This is a genomic window from Streptomyces sp. NPDC004031 (assembly GCF_053604375.1).
Genome location: NZ_JBSGHL010000003.1, coordinates 194,419 through 210,901, shown reverse-complemented (window position 1 = coordinate 210,901; position 16,483 = coordinate 194,419). Strand labels below are relative to the sequence as shown.

Annotated in this window: 14 protein-coding genes; 9 read left to right on the top strand and 5 right to left on the bottom strand. The window is 73.0% G+C overall.

All coding sequences use genetic code 11. From position 1 onward, the window contains the following. Nucleotides 1-59: 59 nt before the first annotated feature. On the bottom strand, nt 60-281 hold the full coding sequence (locus ACWERV_RS03155) for a DUF397 domain-containing protein (RefSeq protein ID WP_452927998.1): 222 nt from the start codon (nt 279-281) through the stop codon (nt 60-62). After that, entirely contained in the window at nt 278-1,120 is an 843-nt protein-coding gene (locus ACWERV_RS03150) for a helix-turn-helix domain-containing protein (protein WP_452927995.1), read from the bottom strand. The genes ACWERV_RS03155 and ACWERV_RS03150 overlap by 4 nt, the downstream gene beginning before the upstream one ends. A 342-nt stretch (nt 1,121-1,462) precedes the next feature. On the opposite strand from ACWERV_RS03150, the gene ACWERV_RS03145 reads away from it, so the two are divergent. Beyond that, on the top strand, nt 1,463-1,867 hold the full coding sequence (locus ACWERV_RS03145) for an ATP-binding protein (protein WP_452927993.1): 405 nt from the start codon (nt 1,463-1,465) through the stop codon (nt 1,865-1,867). 159 nt (nt 1,868-2,026) lie between these two features. Then, nucleotides 2,027-2,908 carry a glycosyltransferase family 2 protein gene (locus ACWERV_RS03140; RefSeq protein ID WP_452927990.1) on the top strand — a complete coding sequence of 294 codons (882 nt, stop codon included), beginning with the start codon at nt 2,027-2,029 and terminating at the stop codon, nt 2,906-2,908. Nucleotides 2,909-3,009: 101 nt separating this feature from the next. On the opposite strand, the gene ACWERV_RS03135 is transcribed toward ACWERV_RS03140, so the two are convergent. Further along, on the bottom strand, nt 3,010-5,016 hold the full coding sequence (locus ACWERV_RS03135) for a transglycosylase domain-containing protein (RefSeq protein WP_452927987.1): 2,007 nt from the start codon (nt 5,014-5,016) through the stop codon (nt 3,010-3,012). Nucleotides 5,017-5,284: 268 nt separating this feature from the next. On the opposite strand from ACWERV_RS03135, the gene ACWERV_RS03130 reads away from it, so the two are divergent. The 4 genes from ACWERV_RS03130 (at nt 5,285) to ACWERV_RS03115 (ending at nt 9,653) form a co-directional block, all read left to right on the top strand. Next, nucleotides 5,285-6,637, top strand: coding sequence for a hypothetical protein (locus ACWERV_RS03130; protein WP_452927984.1), 1,353 nt, complete (start codon nt 5,285-5,287; stop codon nt 6,635-6,637). A 117-nt stretch (nt 6,638-6,754) separates the two neighbouring features. Continuing rightward, nucleotides 6,755-7,483, top strand: coding sequence for a response regulator (locus ACWERV_RS03125; protein ID WP_398174617.1), 729 nt, complete (start codon nt 6,755-6,757; stop codon nt 7,481-7,483). A 146-nt stretch (nt 7,484-7,629) separates the two neighbouring features. After that, nucleotides 7,630-9,063, top strand: a complete 1,434-nt coding sequence (locus tag ACWERV_RS03120; RefSeq protein ID WP_452928079.1) for a sensor histidine kinase — start codon at nt 7,630-7,632, stop codon at nt 9,061-9,063. Beyond that, a complete protein-coding gene (locus tag ACWERV_RS03115) occupies nt 9,060-9,653 on the top strand; it encodes a hypothetical protein (protein WP_452927982.1) in 594 nt (197 codons plus the stop codon). Before ACWERV_RS03120 ends, ACWERV_RS03115 begins: the two co-directional genes overlap by 4 nt. Before the next feature lie 250 nt (nt 9,654-9,903). On the opposite strand, the gene ACWERV_RS03110 is transcribed toward ACWERV_RS03115, so the two are convergent. Next, on the bottom strand, nt 9,904-11,316 hold the full coding sequence (locus tag ACWERV_RS03110) for an FAD-dependent oxidoreductase (protein WP_452927979.1): 1,413 nt from the start codon (nt 11,314-11,316) through the stop codon (nt 9,904-9,906). A gap of 254 nt (nt 11,317-11,570) precedes the next feature. Here ACWERV_RS03110 and ACWERV_RS03105 point away from each other — a divergent pair, with 254 nt between their 5' ends. The 3 genes from ACWERV_RS03105 (at nt 11,571) to ACWERV_RS03095 (ending at nt 15,666) form a co-directional block, all read left to right on the top strand. Further along, the gene (locus ACWERV_RS03105) at nt 11,571-12,428 is read left to right on the top strand and encodes an oxidoreductase (RefSeq protein WP_452927976.1); all 858 of its coding nucleotides are present in this window, start codon (nt 11,571-11,573) and stop codon (nt 12,426-12,428) included. 206 nt (nt 12,429-12,634) lie between these two features. Next, nucleotides 12,635-13,456 carry a polysaccharide deacetylase family protein gene (locus ACWERV_RS03100; protein ID WP_452927973.1) on the top strand — a complete coding sequence of 274 codons (822 nt, stop codon included), beginning with the start codon at nt 12,635-12,637 and terminating at the stop codon, nt 13,454-13,456. A gap of 182 nt (nt 13,457-13,638) precedes the next feature. Next, complete coding sequence (locus tag ACWERV_RS03095) at nt 13,639-15,666, top strand: S53 family peptidase (protein WP_452927970.1); 2,028 nt, start codon at nt 13,639-13,641, stop codon at nt 15,664-15,666. A gap of 59 nt (nt 15,667-15,725) precedes the next feature. Here the strand turns inward: ACWERV_RS03095 and ACWERV_RS03090 are convergent, their stop codons facing one another. Next, nucleotides 15,726-16,478: a GntR family transcriptional regulator gene (locus ACWERV_RS03090; RefSeq protein ID WP_452927967.1), complete on the bottom strand. Its 753-nt coding sequence runs from the start codon at nt 16,476-16,478 to the stop codon at nt 15,726-15,728. Nucleotides 16,479-16,483: the final 5 nt, after the last annotated feature.

Here is a 16,483-nt window from a genome sequence, read left to right as displayed (position 1 = left end):
CGCTCTGCCGCGTCCTCGGCAGCCGCGCCGTCCACGTCAAGCGGCGGCTGCTGGCGCCGTCATCGCGTGAGGTGTCCGGTCCTGAGATCGGCCAGGAATATCGCGAAGTTGGCGGCCGTGAAGCAGAGCTTCGGGCCGTCGGGGTCCTTGGAATCCCTGACGCCGACCCACTGGTCCAGGGTTGCGATCTCGACGCACTCGTTGTTCGCGCCGCTGTAGCTGGACTTGCGGTAGGGCGCGGCTGCGAGCTCTGCGAGCGACGGGCGCTGGGGTGAACTCATCGTCGGTACTCCTTGCGTGCCGCTTCCAACATCGTCGTTGTGGTCTTGGCGTCGGCCGCCTGGCCGCGTACGTGCTCCCAGGCGAGGGTATATCGGGCCACGTCGGCGGCCTGGTCCAGGTAGGTGCCGCCGCCGGGCATCTCGACGTAGATCACGGAGGTGCCGTCGAATCCCAGCATGAGGAAGGCACCGTTCACCGCACTGTAGGCACCGGCGGTGAAGGGCAGGATCCGCACGTCGACGGTGGGGCGGGCCGCCAGGTCGAGGAGGTGGTCCATCTGCCCGGCCATCACCTCACGGTTGCCGACGACTCGGCGCAGGACGGCTTCGTCGAGTACGGCACTCAGGTGGAAAGGCGGGGTGCGGTCGAGGATCGACTGCCGCGTGATGCGTGCGTCGACTGCCGGTTCGACGGCATCCGGGTTCTCGCGCACCTGCTCGGCGAGGTGCTGTGCCATGGCGTAGGCGCGGGTCTGGAGCAGGCCGGGTACGGCTGAGGTAGCGAACACGGACTCTCCGGCAGCCTCGCTCTCCAGGCTGAAGAGCGGGTTCAGCCACGCCGGCACGGCTTCGTTGCCTACCCACCAGCCTTCGGCCGTGGCGTCCGCGAGTCGGGCGAGGGTGTCCACCTCGGACTGGGTGCCGTCGCAGGCCATGGCCAGCGCTCGCACTGTCACGGCCTTCAGCTTGGCGGTGGTGCGCCAGTCCAGGTACCGGCTCACCGTCCCTGTGGAGAGGCCTGCGCGGTCCGCCACCTGGCTTTGAGTCAGGTTTGCGCGCTTCCGCAACGTTTCCAGGCCTCTGGCGATCTGCATCCGCCTCGGCGCTGACGCGTCCATCCGGTCCTCCCTTGTGTCCGGCCAGTTTCAGGGACCGTCTCAGCGCGGAGCAAATGCGGCCGTCGACGGGGCGCGGCCGACCGGCGCTCTATTGAAGTTCAATGGTTGGGTTTACATGACGGAAGTCACAGTGTCATACTCGAAATGTGGCTACTCACAGCAGTGGCTCATCAGCGCGTGGCGATGATGCGTGTTCGTGAGTCCAGCCGCACTTGCTATGCACCGCGACGCCGGAAGCGCACCGCGCGAGCGTGCCCGTCCGCCCTGGGACGGGTGTGCCCGCGACCAGGGCGGCATGCCACCGGCGGGACCGAACACCTCACCCTCACCATGGAGTTCACCATGCCCGACATCCCCCTCGTGTCCTCCCTGTGGCGCTTCCCCGCGCACCCCGCCTCCGTCGTACGCGCCCGCCGGGTCGTCGCCGAAACCCTCCCGCACGCCCTGCGGCCCCGCCTCGGGGACGACCTCGGCCTGCTCACCAGCGAGCTGCTCACCAACGCGATCCGGCACGGCGCCCGCCCCGAGGAGGACGAGCTGGTCGAACTCGTCCTGTGGCCCGCCGACGGCCACTACTGGCTCGCCGTCTCCGACCCCGGCAACGGCACGCCCCGCCTCGCCCACCCCACCCCCGACGCCGAAACCGGCCGCGGCCTCCTCCTCGACCACCTCGCCACCACCTGGACCGTCCGCCCCCGCCCCACCCGCGGCACCTCCGTCATCGCCGGACTGCGGCTCCCGGGCTGACGGCCCGAGACGTACGCCTCGGGTGACGGGCGCGGACGGCAGCCCGGCCGCATCTCGGGCGCGGGCCACTACCCCCAGGTAGACGATGTGCGAGGTGGCGAGGTGACCTACGGGGTGGCGCTAGCATCGGCACCTTGCCGTCCCCTGGAGTTCGCTGCTATGTCGTTGCCGCGTATCGGAGTTGTCGTCGTGACCATGGGCACTCGTCCGCGGGAGCTGGATGCTCTGCTCGCTTCGGTGGAGAAGCAGGATGTGCCGGCCGCGCGGGTGATGCTGGTCGGGAACTCGACGCCTCTCGCTGACGTGGACGTGGCGGAGTACGTGACCAAGGTTCCGCTTGAGGACAACCTTGGTTGCCCAGGAGGGCGCAACGTCGGGCTGGAGATGCTGCGTGACTCCGGCAAGGTGGACGTGGTCGTCGAGTTGGACGACGACGGTCTACTCGTCGACGCGGGGGTGTTCCGAAGGATCCAGGAACTGTTCGCGTCGGACCCGCGGCTCGGCATCGTCGGGTTCCGGGTGGCCGACGAACACGGGCACACCGAGCGCAGGTGGGTGCCCCGGTTGCGAGCCGACGATCCGATGCGTGGTGGCCTGGTGACCGCGTTCCTCGGCGGTGGCCACGCCTTCTCCATGCCGATGCTCAGGGAAACCGGCCTGTGGGCGGGGGAATTCTTCTTCGGGCACGAGGAGTCCGATCTGGCGTGGCGCGCGCTCGATGAGGGCTGGAAGATCCTGTACGAACCCGGGCTTGTCCTTCAGCACCCGGCGACGTCCCCGGCGCGGCACGCGGTCTACTACCGCTTCACGGCGCGGAACCGGGTGTGGCTGGCACGTCGGCGGCTTCCTTGGCCGTTGATCCCGGTCTACCTCGGGGTGTGGATCCTGCTCACCATGGCGCGGATCCGGTCTGTGGCCGGGCTGAAGGCGTGGTGGGGCGGTTTCGTCGAAGGCGTACGGACGTCGTGCCCTCCGCGCAAGGCGATGAAGTGGCGCACCGTCTGGCGTATGACACGGCTGGGGCGCCCCCCGATCCTGTGAAGGGCCGCCGAGCCGTCGACGCTCTCACTGCGCGGGGCGAGAACAGGGCTGGTGGGCAGCAGGAGGCATCCGCAGTAGGCGCGCCCTGTCGACGAACTGGCTCAGCCCGTCGCTGACGCGTACGCCGACCAGATCGACGTCGGGAAGGTGCTGCCCGTGTGTTCGTGCGGGCGGGTGCCCGTCGTGGCGGTGAGGGGTTCGGTCTGCTGGGTCTTGGGGTTGATGCGGAAGAGGGCGACGGCCGTGGAGGCGCCGGGGGTCCAGCCGGCGTACCAGGCGGAGGTGTTGTCGGGGGCGGTGCCCGCGAGGCCCGTGCGGCCGGGGCCGCGGTCGAGGGCGGTGGCGACGTCGGCGGCGACCTGGGGGGTGAAGGGGTGGGTCACGGCGGGGGTGTGCAGGGGGGCGGGGTCGCCGTCGCGGGTGACGCGCAGGACGGAGTAGGGGTCGGTGTGGGTGCCGTGAGCGGCGAAGGTGGCGTACGCGCCCGCGACGCGGATCGGGCTCGGGGTGGCGGTGCCGAGCGAGAACTGCGGGATCTGCTCGGCGAATCCGCTCTCGGGCAGCAGGCCCGCGTCGACGGAGGCGCGGCGGACGCGGTCGATGCCGACGTCCATGCCGAGCTGCACGACGGGGGTGTTGACGCCCTCGGCGACCGCCTTGCCCAGCGGGATCGTGCCCCATGAGCGGTCGCCGTCGTTCGCGACCCGGACGATCTTGCCGTCCCGGCTCCAGTACGGGCCCTCCGGGGTGCGGACGGCCACCTTGTCGTCGCCGTCGTAGAGGGTGCCGGGCGTGACGGGGGTGCGGGGGGCGTCGCGGGTGAGCTGGACGCCGTCGCGCAGCCCGGCCGCGTAGACGAAGGGGGCGTAGACCGTGCCGACGGGGACGATCGCGATGTTGGCGTCGTCGAAGCCCTGGGTCACGTAGTCGGGCCCGCCGTAGAGCGCGAGGATCCGGCCGTCGGCGGCGACGGACGCGGCGCCGACCCGTACGTCCCGGTCGGCGGGGCGGGACGCCGGGCGCAGGGTCGCGAGCCGGTCCTTGACCGCGGTCGCGAGGGCGGTGACGCGGGGCTTCTCGAAGGTCGTCCAGATCTGGTAGCCGCCGCGGTCGAAGTCGGCGTCCGAGATGCCGCTGTGCGCGGAGACGTACGCGCGGGCTGTGTCGACCAGGTAGCCGGTCTGCCCGCCGAGCCCGGCGGGGCGGGGCGGGGCCTGCGGCTCGGGGAAGACGGTGATGGCCTTGCGCGCCGCGGGCGACAGGTGGCCGGTCTGCACCATCCGGTCCAGCACCCACGACCAGCGGTCCACCGCCCGCTTGTGGTTCGCGGGGCTCAGCGCCGGGTCGAACATGCCCGCGCCCTTGAGCACCGCGGCCAGCAGCGCGCTCTCGCTCACCGTCAGCTGCGAGACGTCCTTGCCGTAGTACGCCTTCGCCGCCCGCTGCACCCCGTACGCGCCGCGCCCGAACCAGCTGGTGTTGAGGTAGCCGTCGAGGATCTCGTCCTTGCTGAGCTTGCGGTCCAGCTTCACCGCCAGGAAGATCTCGGTGATCTTGCGGGAGAGCGTGCGGGACTGGCTGAGGTAGACGTTCTTGACGTACTGCTGGGTGATCGTCGAGCCGCCCTGCGCCTCGCCGCCGGTCGCCATGTCCTTCACCGCGCGGGTGATGCCGCGCAGCGAGATGCCGGAGTCGGTGTAGAAGGACGCGTTCTCGGCGGCGAGGACGGCCGACTGGAGGGACTTCGGGATCCGGCTGAGCGGCATCGACTGCCGGTCCACCGGGCCGACGCGGGCCATCTCGGTGCCGTCCGCCCAGTAGTAGACGTTGTCCTGCTGGGTCGCGAAGGCGTTGAGGTCGGTGGGGATCTTCGTGTGCGCGTAGCCGTAGCCGATCAGTCCGGCGAGCAGGGCCAGCGCCCAGCAGAAGGCCAGCACGGTCTGCCGCGGCGAGGGCAGCCAGCGCCGCACCCCGCGGCGTCCGGGACGGGGGTAGCGGGGGCGCAGCACACGCAGCGCCGCCCGCAGGGCGCGTGCCGGCTTCCGTACGCCGTTCCACCGCACGCGGGGGACGCGCAGCCGCCGCAGGACGTCGGTCGCTTTCCGCACGCTGCCCGCCTCCCGTCCGAGGACGCCGCGGAACGCCCGCGGCGGGCGTCACCGTAGGAAGCGCAACGGGACCGGACCGGGACCGGTTCGCGACAGGTGTGTAACAGCCGTACGGGGAGGGCGCGTTCACCGCGCCCCGGTCCGTCGGTCGCCGGGCCCCGGTCCGTCCCGTCGCCACGCCCCGGTCCGTCCCGTCGGCGCGGGGCCCGTTGCCGTCCTGTGACGAATCGGGCCAGGGGCCGTCATGTGGCCGCCGGACGGTGGCCGCATGACTACCGCGAGGAAGCGCTTCCCGGCCCTGCGCAGGCTCGCCCGGCGGGCCGGGGTGCGGGGGCGGCGCCGTACCGCCGCCGTGTGCGGCCTGGTGTGCACGGGGCTGCTCGGCACCGCGGGGGCCGTCACCGTGGCCTTCACGCACGACGGTTCGGACGGCGCCGGAACGGGCAAGGGCGCCGGCGCCGCGCACAAGGCGCGGGCCGCCGCCGTACCGTCCGGGAGCACCCCCGCGACGACGGCGCCGAGCAGCAGCCCGTCGCCGTGGGACGGCAAGACCCGGGTGATCGGCGACGGTTCGACCTCCGACACCGGCCCGCAGCCGCACCAGCTCGTCCCGCACAAGCTCAAACCCGGGGAGAAGCCACCGCAGTTCGTGGTCTTCTCGTGGGACGGCGCGCTGGAGAACGACGACCACCTCTTCTCCCGCTTCCGCGAGGTCGCCGAACAGAACGACGCGCACATGACGTTCTTCCTCAGCGGCATCTACACCGTCCCGAAGGACAAGCGCAGCCTCTACCAGCCGCCCCGGCACGGCCGCGGCGACTCCGCGATCGACTTCCCCACCGACCAGCACATCCGCTGGACGCTGCAGCAACTGCGGCTCGCCTGGCAGGACGGCGACGAGATCGGCACCCACTTCAACGGCCACTTCTGCGCCCCCGACCCGGGCGGCGGCGGCACATGGAGCACCGCCGACTGGGAGAGCGAGATCGCGCAGGCCTACTCCTTCGTGGAGCACTGGAAGACGAACACCGGCTTCACCGACATCCCGCCGCTGCCCTTCGACTACTCCAAGGAGCTGGCGGGCGGCCGCGCCCCCTGTCTGGAGGGGCAGACCAACCTGCTGCCCGCCGCGAAGGCCAACGGCTGGCGCTACGACGCGAGTTCGCCCGGCGACTTCCAGATGTGGCCGACGAAGAAGGACGGGATCTGGGACTTCCCGCTCCAGCTCATGCCCTACCCGGGCAAGGACCGGCAGATCCTCGCGATGGACTTCAACTTCCTCTACAACCAGTCCGGCGGCGACGTCACGCAGGGCGACCCGGCCCAGTTCCCCACGTGGGAGAAGGAGTCGCGGCAGGCGTACCTCAACGGTTTCGAGCGCGTCTACAACGGCAGCCGGGCCCCGCTCTTCATCGGCAACCACTTCGAGACGTGGAACGGCGGCATCTACATGCAGGCCGTCGAGGACGTCGTCAAGGACGTGTGCCATCGCAAGGACGTGCAGTGCGTGTCCTTCAAGGAGCTGAGCGACTGGCTCGACGCCCAGGACCCGGCGGTGCTGGCGAAGCTGCGCACGCTGGACCCGGCGGAGTCGCCGGACTGGTCGACGTTCCTGAAGTGAGGCCGTGCGCGGTCGCGGGGGGGGGCACGTCCGGGCGGCACGCCGTGTGACCCGGATTATGTGATCGTCCCGTAACAAAAACGGATGCCGGGGCCAGAGGTCCGGATACTGAGGGGCATGGCACGGCTGCTGCTGATCGAGGACGACCGCGCGGTGCGCGAAGGGCTTCTGCTCGCGCTGCGGCGCCAGGGGCACGAGGTCGCCGCCGTCCCCACCGGCGAGGAAGGGCTCACGCACCTGCGGGCGCAGCGCCCCGACGTGGTCGTTCTCGACCTCATGCTGCCCGGGATGCCCGGCCTCGACGTCTGCCGGCGGATCCGCGCCGCCGACGACCAGGTGCCGATCATCATGGCCACCGCGCGCGGCGACGACGTCGACATCGTCGTCGGGCTGGAGGCGGGCGCCGACGACTACGTGGTCAAGCCGGTGCAGGCGCGGGTGCTGGACGCCCGGATCCGCGCCGTGCTGCGCCGCGTCACCGGCGCGGGCACGGGCCCCGGCGGCACCGGCCCGGTGCCGCGCCCCGAACGGCACGGCGACCTCACCATCGACCGCGCCGCCCTCACCGTCACCCGGCACGGCGTGCCCGTCCCGCTCGCGCCCTCCGAACTGCGGCTGCTGCTCCTGCTGTCCGCCTCCCCCGGCCAGGTCTTCAGCCGTCAGCAACTGCTCGAAGCGGTCTGGGAGCACAGCTACCACGGTGACGCCCGGCTCGTGGACGCCTGCGTGAAGCGGCTGCGCACCAAGCTGGACGAGCCCGCCGAGGAGCGCTGCATCCAGACCGTGCGCGGCTTCGGCTACCAGTTCCGCCGCGTCCCCGCGGCCGCCCGGCAGACACCGCGGTGACGGCGGGCACGCCGGTGGGTGCGGGCAGCGCGGGCAGCACGGTGGGTACGGGCAGCACGGTGGGCGCTGAGGGCGCGGGCAGCACGGTGACGGCGGCCGGCCGCACGGGGCCGAGGCGCGGCGGGCTGCCGCGCGGGGGCCTGCGGATGCGGCTGCTGGTCGCCTTCGCGCTCGTCGCCGTCGTCGCCACGCTCACCACCGGCGGGCTCGCCTTCCGCGCCGCCCGCATCGGCCTGCTCCAGCAGGGCCAGGACACCGTCATCACGCAGTTCCGCGACGACGTCGACAGCCTCGCCGTGACCCTCTCCTACCCGCCCGACAAGGACGCGCTGGCCGCCTTCGCCGAGAACCTCGCGCACGCCCAGCGCACCGTGAACTGGCGGGTCCTGGCCACCTACGACGGCATCGACGCGACCTCCGAACCCGGCGACACCTTCCCCGAACTCACCCCGGAGATCCGCGAGTCCGTCCGGACCAAGGCCGCGACCGTCTTCCAGCGGGTCGCCACCGACCACGGACCCGCGCTCGTCGTCGGCCTCCCCGTCGACTTCGCCTCCCCCGGCCCGCCCGGCACCGCCCGGCAGCCATCCGGCGTCGCCGTCTTCCTCACCGTCTCGCAGGTCGACGAACAGGGCTACGTGGAGGCGCTGGTCTCCGCCGTCGAACGCGCCACCGTGCCCGCGCTGCTCGTCGCCGTCCTGCTCGCGCTGCTCGCCGCCCGCGGGGTGCTGCGGCCGGTCCGCGAACTGCGCCGCGCCACCCGGCGGATCGCCGAAGGACACCTGGAGACCCGGCTCGCCGTCCACGGCTCCGACGAACTCGCCGACCTCTCCCACACCTTCAACGACACCGCCGCCGCGCTGGAGGGCTCCGTCGCGGAACTGCGCCGCATGGAGGGCCGCGCCCGCCGCTTCGCCGCCGACGTCTCGCACGAACTGCGCACCCCGCTCGCCGCGATGGCCGCCGTCACCGACGTCCTCGACGAGGACGCCGCCCGCCTCGACGGCGACACCGCGACCGCCGTCCGGCTCATCAGCGAGGAGACCGTCAAACTCGTACGGCTCGTGGACGACCTCATGGAGATCTCCCGCTTCGACGCCGGCGCCGCCGACCTGCACCTCGACGAGGTCGACCTCGCCGAGTCGGTACGCCGCACCCTCGCCACCCGCGGCTGGCAGGACGCCGTCACGACCGACCTCCCGCCGCCCGACACCGCCCGCGGACGCGTGGACCCGCGGCGGCTCGACGTCATCGTCGCCAACCTCGCGGGCAACGCGCTGCGGCACGGCGCACCGCCCGTCACCCTCACGATGACCGTGCGCGCACGGCCCGGCGGCGACCACGAGGCCGTCATCGAGGTCGGCGACCACGGACCCGGCATCCCGGCGGACGTGCTGCCGCACGTCTTCGACCGCTTCTACAAGTCCGACACCTCACGGACCCGGACGGAGGGCAGCGGCTTGGGCCTGTCCATCACCGCGGAGAACGTCCACCTGCACGGCGGCACCATCACCGCCGCGGACCGGCCGGGCGCGGGCGCCACCTTCACGGTGACGCTGCCGCTGCGCCGCGACTCATGAGCGGGCTCTTCGGCGGGGTGCGCCGCCCGGTGCGCCGGGGTGGGCGGGGGCTCGCGGTGGCGGCCGCGCTCGCCGCGCTCGTCGGGCTCGCCGGGTGCGGGATCCCCACCACGGGGGTGGTGGAGGCGGGGGAGCCAGGGAGCGGGGTCCGCCCCGTGGTCACCTTGTACTTCGTCCGTGCGACGGACGGCACGCTGACCACCGTCCAGCGCCGGGAGAGCGTGCCGATGGGGGCGGAGGGGGCGCTGGAGCTGCTCTTCAAAGGCCCCGATCCGATGGAGGGCAAGCTGCTGGACCTGATCACGCTGGTGTTCCCGCCGCCCGGCTCCGTCCGCCTGGACCGCACGGAGGACGGCGTCGCCGTCGACCTCGGCCCGGACGTGGGACGGCTTCCCCCGGCCGCCGTCGACCAGATCGTCTGCACGGCGGCCACGGCGGAGTCCGTCCTCTCCCCGGACGCCACCCCCCTCCCCGTCACGGTCACCGCCTCGGGCCGCCCCCAGCACGGCACCCTCCAGGACCTCGCCGCCTGCGCGACGGCCACGACCGGGACCCCGGTGGAGTCATGGCGTGCGACGCAGCATCCGTGATCGTCAGCGGAGCTGATCGTCAGGGCGGCGCGGGGGCGCGGGCCCGCGCAGGCCGCCTGACCGTCAGGGCGGCTGATCATCAGCCCGCCGGTCGCGGGGCGGGGGCGGCCGCGCGCAGGCCACCTGACCGTCAGCGCCGCTGATCGTCACCGCGGACGCGCGCGAACCCCTGACCGTCAGCGCCACTGATCGTCAGCCCCACGGGCGCGGGCGCGGCGCGCCCGGCCCCCCCGCTCAGGCCGCCTGATCGTCAGCCGCGCTGATCGTCCTTGCCCGTGAAGAGCGGGATCATCCGGTCGCGCTCCGCCGCCGTGAAGGGCGGGTCCTCCAGCGGGGCCGGGTGGACGGGGCTGAGCACCGTAGCCAGGACGTCCGGGCGCAGGGCGGCGGCCTGCGGGGCGGACAGGCTCATGACGTCGAGGAAGGCCCGGCTCACACCGCGGCGGCGGGTCGCGGTGTGCATCAGCCGGTCGGAATAGCGGGTCATCACCGCGCCGAGCGGCCCCGGGGCACGGCCCTCCGCCTCCGGGTAGCGCAGGTCCTGCCCCGCAGCCAGCGCCCACGCCGCGTCCGCCGCGCGCGCGGCCCCGCGCTGCACCCGGCGGGCCAGGCCCGGCCCCGGGCGGCGGGCGACCTCGTCGCGCAGCACCACCGCGTGCCGCGCGGCGACCGACATCCCGTGCCCGTAGAGGGGGTTGTACGTCGCGAGCGCGTCGCCCAGCACGACCAGGCCCTCCGGCCACACCCGCATGCGCTCGTAGCGGCGCCGCTGGTTGACGGTGCTGTGCGAGACGGTCACGTCGCTCAGCGGGGTGATCCGGGAGACGAGGTCGGCGATCACCGGGTGCCGCAGGGTGCGGGCGAACGCCTCGAACGCGTCGGGGTCGGCGGTCGGCTGCGCGCCGCGCGTACCGGACAGCGTCACGAGCCAGCGCCCGTCCTCGACCGGCAGGATCGTGCCGTTGACGCCGGGCACCCGCTGCCGCGGGTCGGCCTGGAGGTTCACCGCCGGGAAGGACTCCGTGCCGCGCGGTGCCCGGAAGAAGCGGCTGGCGTAGCCGAGGCCCGAGTCGACGACGTCGGTGCGCACCGTGGGCAGGCCCAGCCGGTCGAGCCAACGCGGCATGGAGGAGCCGCGCCCGCTCGCGTCCACGACGAGGTCGGCCTCCAGCGTCTCGTCGCGCCGCCCGTCCCGTACGAGCACGCCGGTGACGGCGGTCGCGGTGCCGCGCAGGCCCAGGACGGAGCGGCCCGCCAGCGTCCGCACGCCGGGCAGCCGGGTGACCCGTTCCCGTACCGCCCAGTCCAGCAGGTCGCGGGTCGCCGAGAGGAAGAACTGCTGCTCGGGGAAGCGGGTGAGCCAGCCGCCGGAGGTCAGCACGACGAGGTCGGAGGGGACGGCGATACGGCGGCCGCCCGCCGCGAGCAGCGCGTCCGAGGCGCCGGGCACCAGCGTGTCGAGGGCGCGGGCGCCGCCGGACCACAGCAGGTGGGCGTGCCGTGCCTGCGGGACCCCCTGGCGGGGGAGGGGGCCGTGCGGGAGTTCGTACCGCTCGACGATCGTGACGTTCATCGTCTCGGACAGGGCCGCCGCCGCGAGCATGCCCATGAGGCTGCCGCCGATCACCACTGCCCGGCCCGTCCGCCGGCCGACCCCCGCCATGAGCTCTCCTTCGCTACCGCTCCCCGCAACCTGCCCTGCCCCGGGGTTGGCTCAACCCTCCGGGCTGCCCCATTCTGCCGCGCCGGGATCTTCCCCCGGTGGGTGGTCGCGCGCGCGGTGCCCCGCCGCGGGCCGCAGGCCTCCGCAAGGGGGGACTCTCAGTCCCAGGAAGCGGAGGGCTCTGGGTGCGGCGCCCCCGGCGAGGGAGGGTGAGAACGGTAAGCCCCCACCGCAGTGAAAGGCGGCACGCAGAAATGACGAGCATCCCCGGAGGGACGTTCACGCCCGCGCCCGGACTGGTCCTCAGCCGGATGGGATACGGCGCGATGCAGCTCGCGGGGCCCGGCGTGTTCGGGCCGCCGAAGGACCGGCCGGAGGCGGTCCGCGTGCTGCGGACGGCGGTCGAGCTGGGCGTCACCCACATCGACACCAGCGACTTCTACGGCCCGCACGTCACCAACGAGATCATCCGCGAGGCCCTGCACCCGTACCCCGAGGACCTGGTCCTGGTCACGAAGGTCGGTGCGCGGCGCGACGACAAGGGCGCGTGGCTGCCGGCGCTGTCGCCGGAGAGCCTGCGCGCGCAGGTCGAGGACAACCTGCGCAACCTCGGCGTCGAGGCGCTGGACGTGGTGAACCTGCGGGTCGGCGACGTCGAGGGTCCCGCGGAGGGGTCGATCGCCGAGGGCTTCGGTGTTCTCGCCGAGCTGCGCGAGCAGGGCAAGATCCGGCACCTGGGCCTGAGCAACATCAACGACGCGCAGCTCACCGAGGCGCAGGCCATCGCGCCGGTCGTCACGGTGCAGAACCTGTACAACATCGCCCACCGCGTGGACGACGCCCTGGTGGACCGGGCCGCGCGGGAGAACATCGCTTTCGCCGCGTTCTTCCCGCTCGGCGGCTTCTCCCCGCTCCAGTCGGCGACGCTGGAGGCCGTGGCGGCGCGGGTGGGCGCGACCCCGCAGCAGACCGCGCTGGCCTGGCTGCTCCAGCGCTCCCCGGCGATGGTGCTGATCCCGGGCACGTCCTCGGTGGCGCACCTGCGGGAGAACATCGCGGCGGCGGACCTGGTGCTGCCCGCGGACGCGGTGGCGGAGCTGAACGCGGCCTGACGTACGGTCGTACCGGCGGCGTACGGGCGTCGTACGGGCGGCCCACCGTCCGCGAACGTTCCGCGCACCGTACGCGTACCGTCCGCGAACGGGGCCGGGGCCCAGGCGCCCCGGCCCCCGCGCGGGGCCAGCTATACGCGATGTGTATAGTTCCACGCGGTCCGCCCGCGGTGGGCGAATCCACCGTCAACGGGGAGGACTTCCGCATGCGCCTCGCGCATCTCATACGCACCACCGGCCGCACCCGCAAGCGCGCTCTCGCCGCCCTGCTCGGCACCGCCGCCCTCGGCACCGCCCTGACCGGCTGCAACGGCTACGACGCGACCTACCCCTCCAGCGCCCGCAGCAACACCGGCGCGCACCCCGCGGCCTTCGCCGCCACCTCCGACGGCGGCACCGTCGACTGCCGCAAGGCCAAGTGCGTGGCCCTCACCTTCGACGCAGGCCCCAGCGTGCGGACCCCGCAGATCCTGGCCATCCTCGCGAAGTACCACGTCCACGCCACCTTCTTCACGCTCGGCAAGAACCACGTGATGAAGCACCCGGAGATGGTCAAGGAGATGGCGGCGCAGGGCCACGAGGTCGAGACGCTGACCTGGTCGCACCAGATCCTGACGAAGATCAGCAAGGACGAGGTCCGCAAGGAGATCACCGAGGGGCGGGACGCCGTCGAGAAGGTCATCGGCGTGCGGCCGACGCTGCTGCGCCCGCCGCAGGGCCGTACCAGCTCCACGGTCACCGCGATCGCCAAGGACCTCGGCATGTCGGAGGTGGTGTGGAGCGCGGACGGCGCGGACTACAAGACCACCGACTCCAAGCTCATACAGCAGCGGATCCTGAAGAAGACCAAGCGGGACGGCATCATCCTGCTGCACGATCTGGTCGATCCGACGAACAAGGGCTACAACGGCACGGTCGCGGCCGTCCCCGGCATCATCGCCACGCTCCAGCAGCAGGGCTACACCTTCGTCACCGTCAAGCAGCTGCTCGCGCCGGGGAATCCGCAGCCGGGCAAGGTCTACAAGTGACGTCCCCGCGGCGGGCCGGAAGTTAAAGGTCCAGCTAAGGACCGCCTGCGACGGTTCCCCCGGGGTTCGGTTGGCGTGCACACTACAGCCCGGTGCCGCCATGAGCGGTTACCGAACGGCCAAGTCCGCTCACCGAACCTCACGTTGGAGTCGTCATCACCGACATATCCACCCCCCGTGCAGTGCGGGCCGCCGTGATCGCGGCGGCCTCGCTCGCCCTGGCGTCCGGCTCGCTGCTGATCGCCGCCCCGTCGCAGGCCGCCTCCGGCGCCGCCGCGCCGACCGCGAAGACCATCGCCGACAGCCACCCGGCGTGGGCGACCGCGGCCGGTGACACCGGCGCCGTGTCCTCCTCGACCGAGATCACCGGCACCGTCTACCTCGCCGGCCAGGACCCGGCGGGCCTGGCCGCGTACGCCACCGCGGTGTCCGACCCGGCGAACGCCGCCTACGGGCAGTTCCTGACCCCGGCGCAGTACCAGGCGCGGTTCGGCGCCACGGCCGCGCAGGTCAAGGCCGTCACCACGTGGGCGAAGGGCGCCGGTCTCACCGTGCTCGGCAGCACCACGCACGCCGTGACCGTACGCGGCACCAACTCCGCGATCACCAAGGCGTTCGGCACCGCCATCCACACCTACCGGGTGAGCGGCACGCTGCGGCACGCCCCGGCCCGGAACGTCACCGTGCCCGCGTCCGTCGCCTCCGCCGTCCTCGGTGTGACGGGCCTCAGCTCGGCCGGCGACAACGTCGTCCGCCCGGACTACGTGCGCACGAACGACGGCGGCCCGACGACCGCCACCGCCGGGCACAACGAGCCCGCCGACCAGCTGCCGACCACCGCGACATGCTCGGACTACTGGGGCCAGAAGACGACGACCGCCGGTCCGGCCGGATACGCCAAGGGCGCCGTGCCGTTCGACCAGTGCTCCTTCTACCCCTCCCAGCTGCGCAACGCCTACGGCATCACCGCCTCGGGCCTGACCGGCAAGGGCGCGACGGTCGCCATCGTGGACGCCTACGCCTCCTCGACGATGCTCGCCGACGCCGATCAGTACGCCACCGCGCACGGCGACAAGGCCTTCCGGCCGGGGCAGTACCGCGAGGTCGTCGACCCGTCGCAGTGGGAGGACCAGGACCTGTGCGGCGGGCCCGAGGGCTGGGCGCCCGAGGAGGCCCTGGACGTCGAGATGGCGCACGGCCTCGCGCCGGACGCGAACGTGGTCTACGTGGGCGCCAACTCCTGCAACGACACCGATCTGCTCGGCGCGATCACCACGATCGTGGACGGCCACCTCGCGGACGTGATCTCCAACTCGTGGGGCGAGATCATGCACACCACGGACAACGCCGACGTGTCGGCGTCCGAGATCGCGGCCTACGAGCAGGTCTTCCAGCAGGCGGCGGCCGAGGGCATCGGCGTCGGCTTCTCCGCCGGTGACTGCGGCGACTCCGGCCCGACCGCGGCCGCGACCGGCGCCAACTGCCAGAAGGACACCCCGCGCGCGCAGGCCAACTGGCCCGACTCCGACCCGTGGGTGACCTCGGTCGGCGGCACCGCGCTCGGCATCTCCTCGAAGTCCGGCACGTACGGCTTCGAGACGGACATGGGCACGCTGCGCTCCAACCTGTCGGCGGACGGCACCAGCTGGGTGCCCTCGGTGCCCGCGCCCTTCTACTTCGGCGGTGGCGGCGGCACCAGCGAGGACTTCGCCCAGCCCGCCTACCAGCGCGGCGCCGTCCCGTCCGCGCTCGCGCACACCCTGATGACCGGCGAGCACAGCCGCACCGCGCAGCGCGTCACCCCCGACGTGTCGATGAACGGCGACCTCTACACCTCGGTCCTGGTCGGCATCTCCGACGGCGCCGACTACAGCGAGGGCGGCTACGGCGGTACGAGCGTCAGCTCGCCCGAGTTCGCCGCGCTCCAGGCCGACGCGATCCAGGCCCGCCACCACGCGATCGGCTTCGCCAACCCGGTGCTCTACGCGCACCCGAACCTGCTGCGCGACGTCGTCGACGAGAACGCGGCGCACCACGCCAAGACCCCGCTGAGCAGCATCGTCGACTTCGGTGAGGTCAACGGCGCGCTGACCGTCCGGCTCGTCGCCTTCGGCCAGGACACCTCGCTCAACGCCGTCCGCGGCTACGACGACGCGACCGGCCTCGGCACCCCGACGCTGGCCTACCTGCGGTCCTTCGGCCGCCACTGACCGTTCTTCGACGCAGGAGCCGGGTCCCTCGGGGCCCGGCTCCTGCGTTTTCACCCGGCTCAGTCGCGGTAGTGCAGCACGAAACGCAGCGCGTCGCCGCGGATCCGGCGGCGGACGAAGTACAGCGGCCTACCGTCCGGGGCGCAGCTCACCCCTTCGCGGACCAGCAGCGGGTGGCCGGTGGGCACGCCGAGCAGCGGTGCGTCGGTGAGGTCGGCGGCGGTCGCGGAGAAGGCCCGCCAGTCGTACTCCACGGGGTGGCCGAGCACCTGGTGCAGGGCCGCGGCCAGGTTGGCGGTCGCCTCCAGCGCGGGCAGCACCTCGGGGACGAGCTCCGCGCCGAGCCAGTAGCTGCACACCGCGAGCGGCCGGTCGTCCGGGGCGACCAGGGTGTCGATCCGGCCCAGCTCGGCCGCGGGCCGTTCCAGCGCGCGGACGGCCTCGCCGCCCTCGTCGGCGGGGGCGGTGCCGAGGACCCGCTCGACGCGGGCGGCCTGCGGGTCGGGCGGCGGCGCCCCGTCCGGGCCGGGCGGCGCGTCCACGGCCTGGGTGCGCGGGTTGACGTGCACCGAGACCTGCGGGACGCGGGTGCGGACGAAGGTGCCGATGCCGCGCCGGATCTCGATCGTCCCGGCCCGGTCCAGCTCGCCCATCGCCTGCCGCACCGTCAGCCGGTTGACGGCGTAGTGCGCGGCCAGTTCCGGCTCACTGGGCAGGGCCGCGCCCGCACGGAACTCCCCCGCGTCGATCCGGCGCTGGAGCCGCTGCGCGAGCTGGAGGTAGAGGGGGACGGTGCCGTGGCGCTGCAACACCGTAC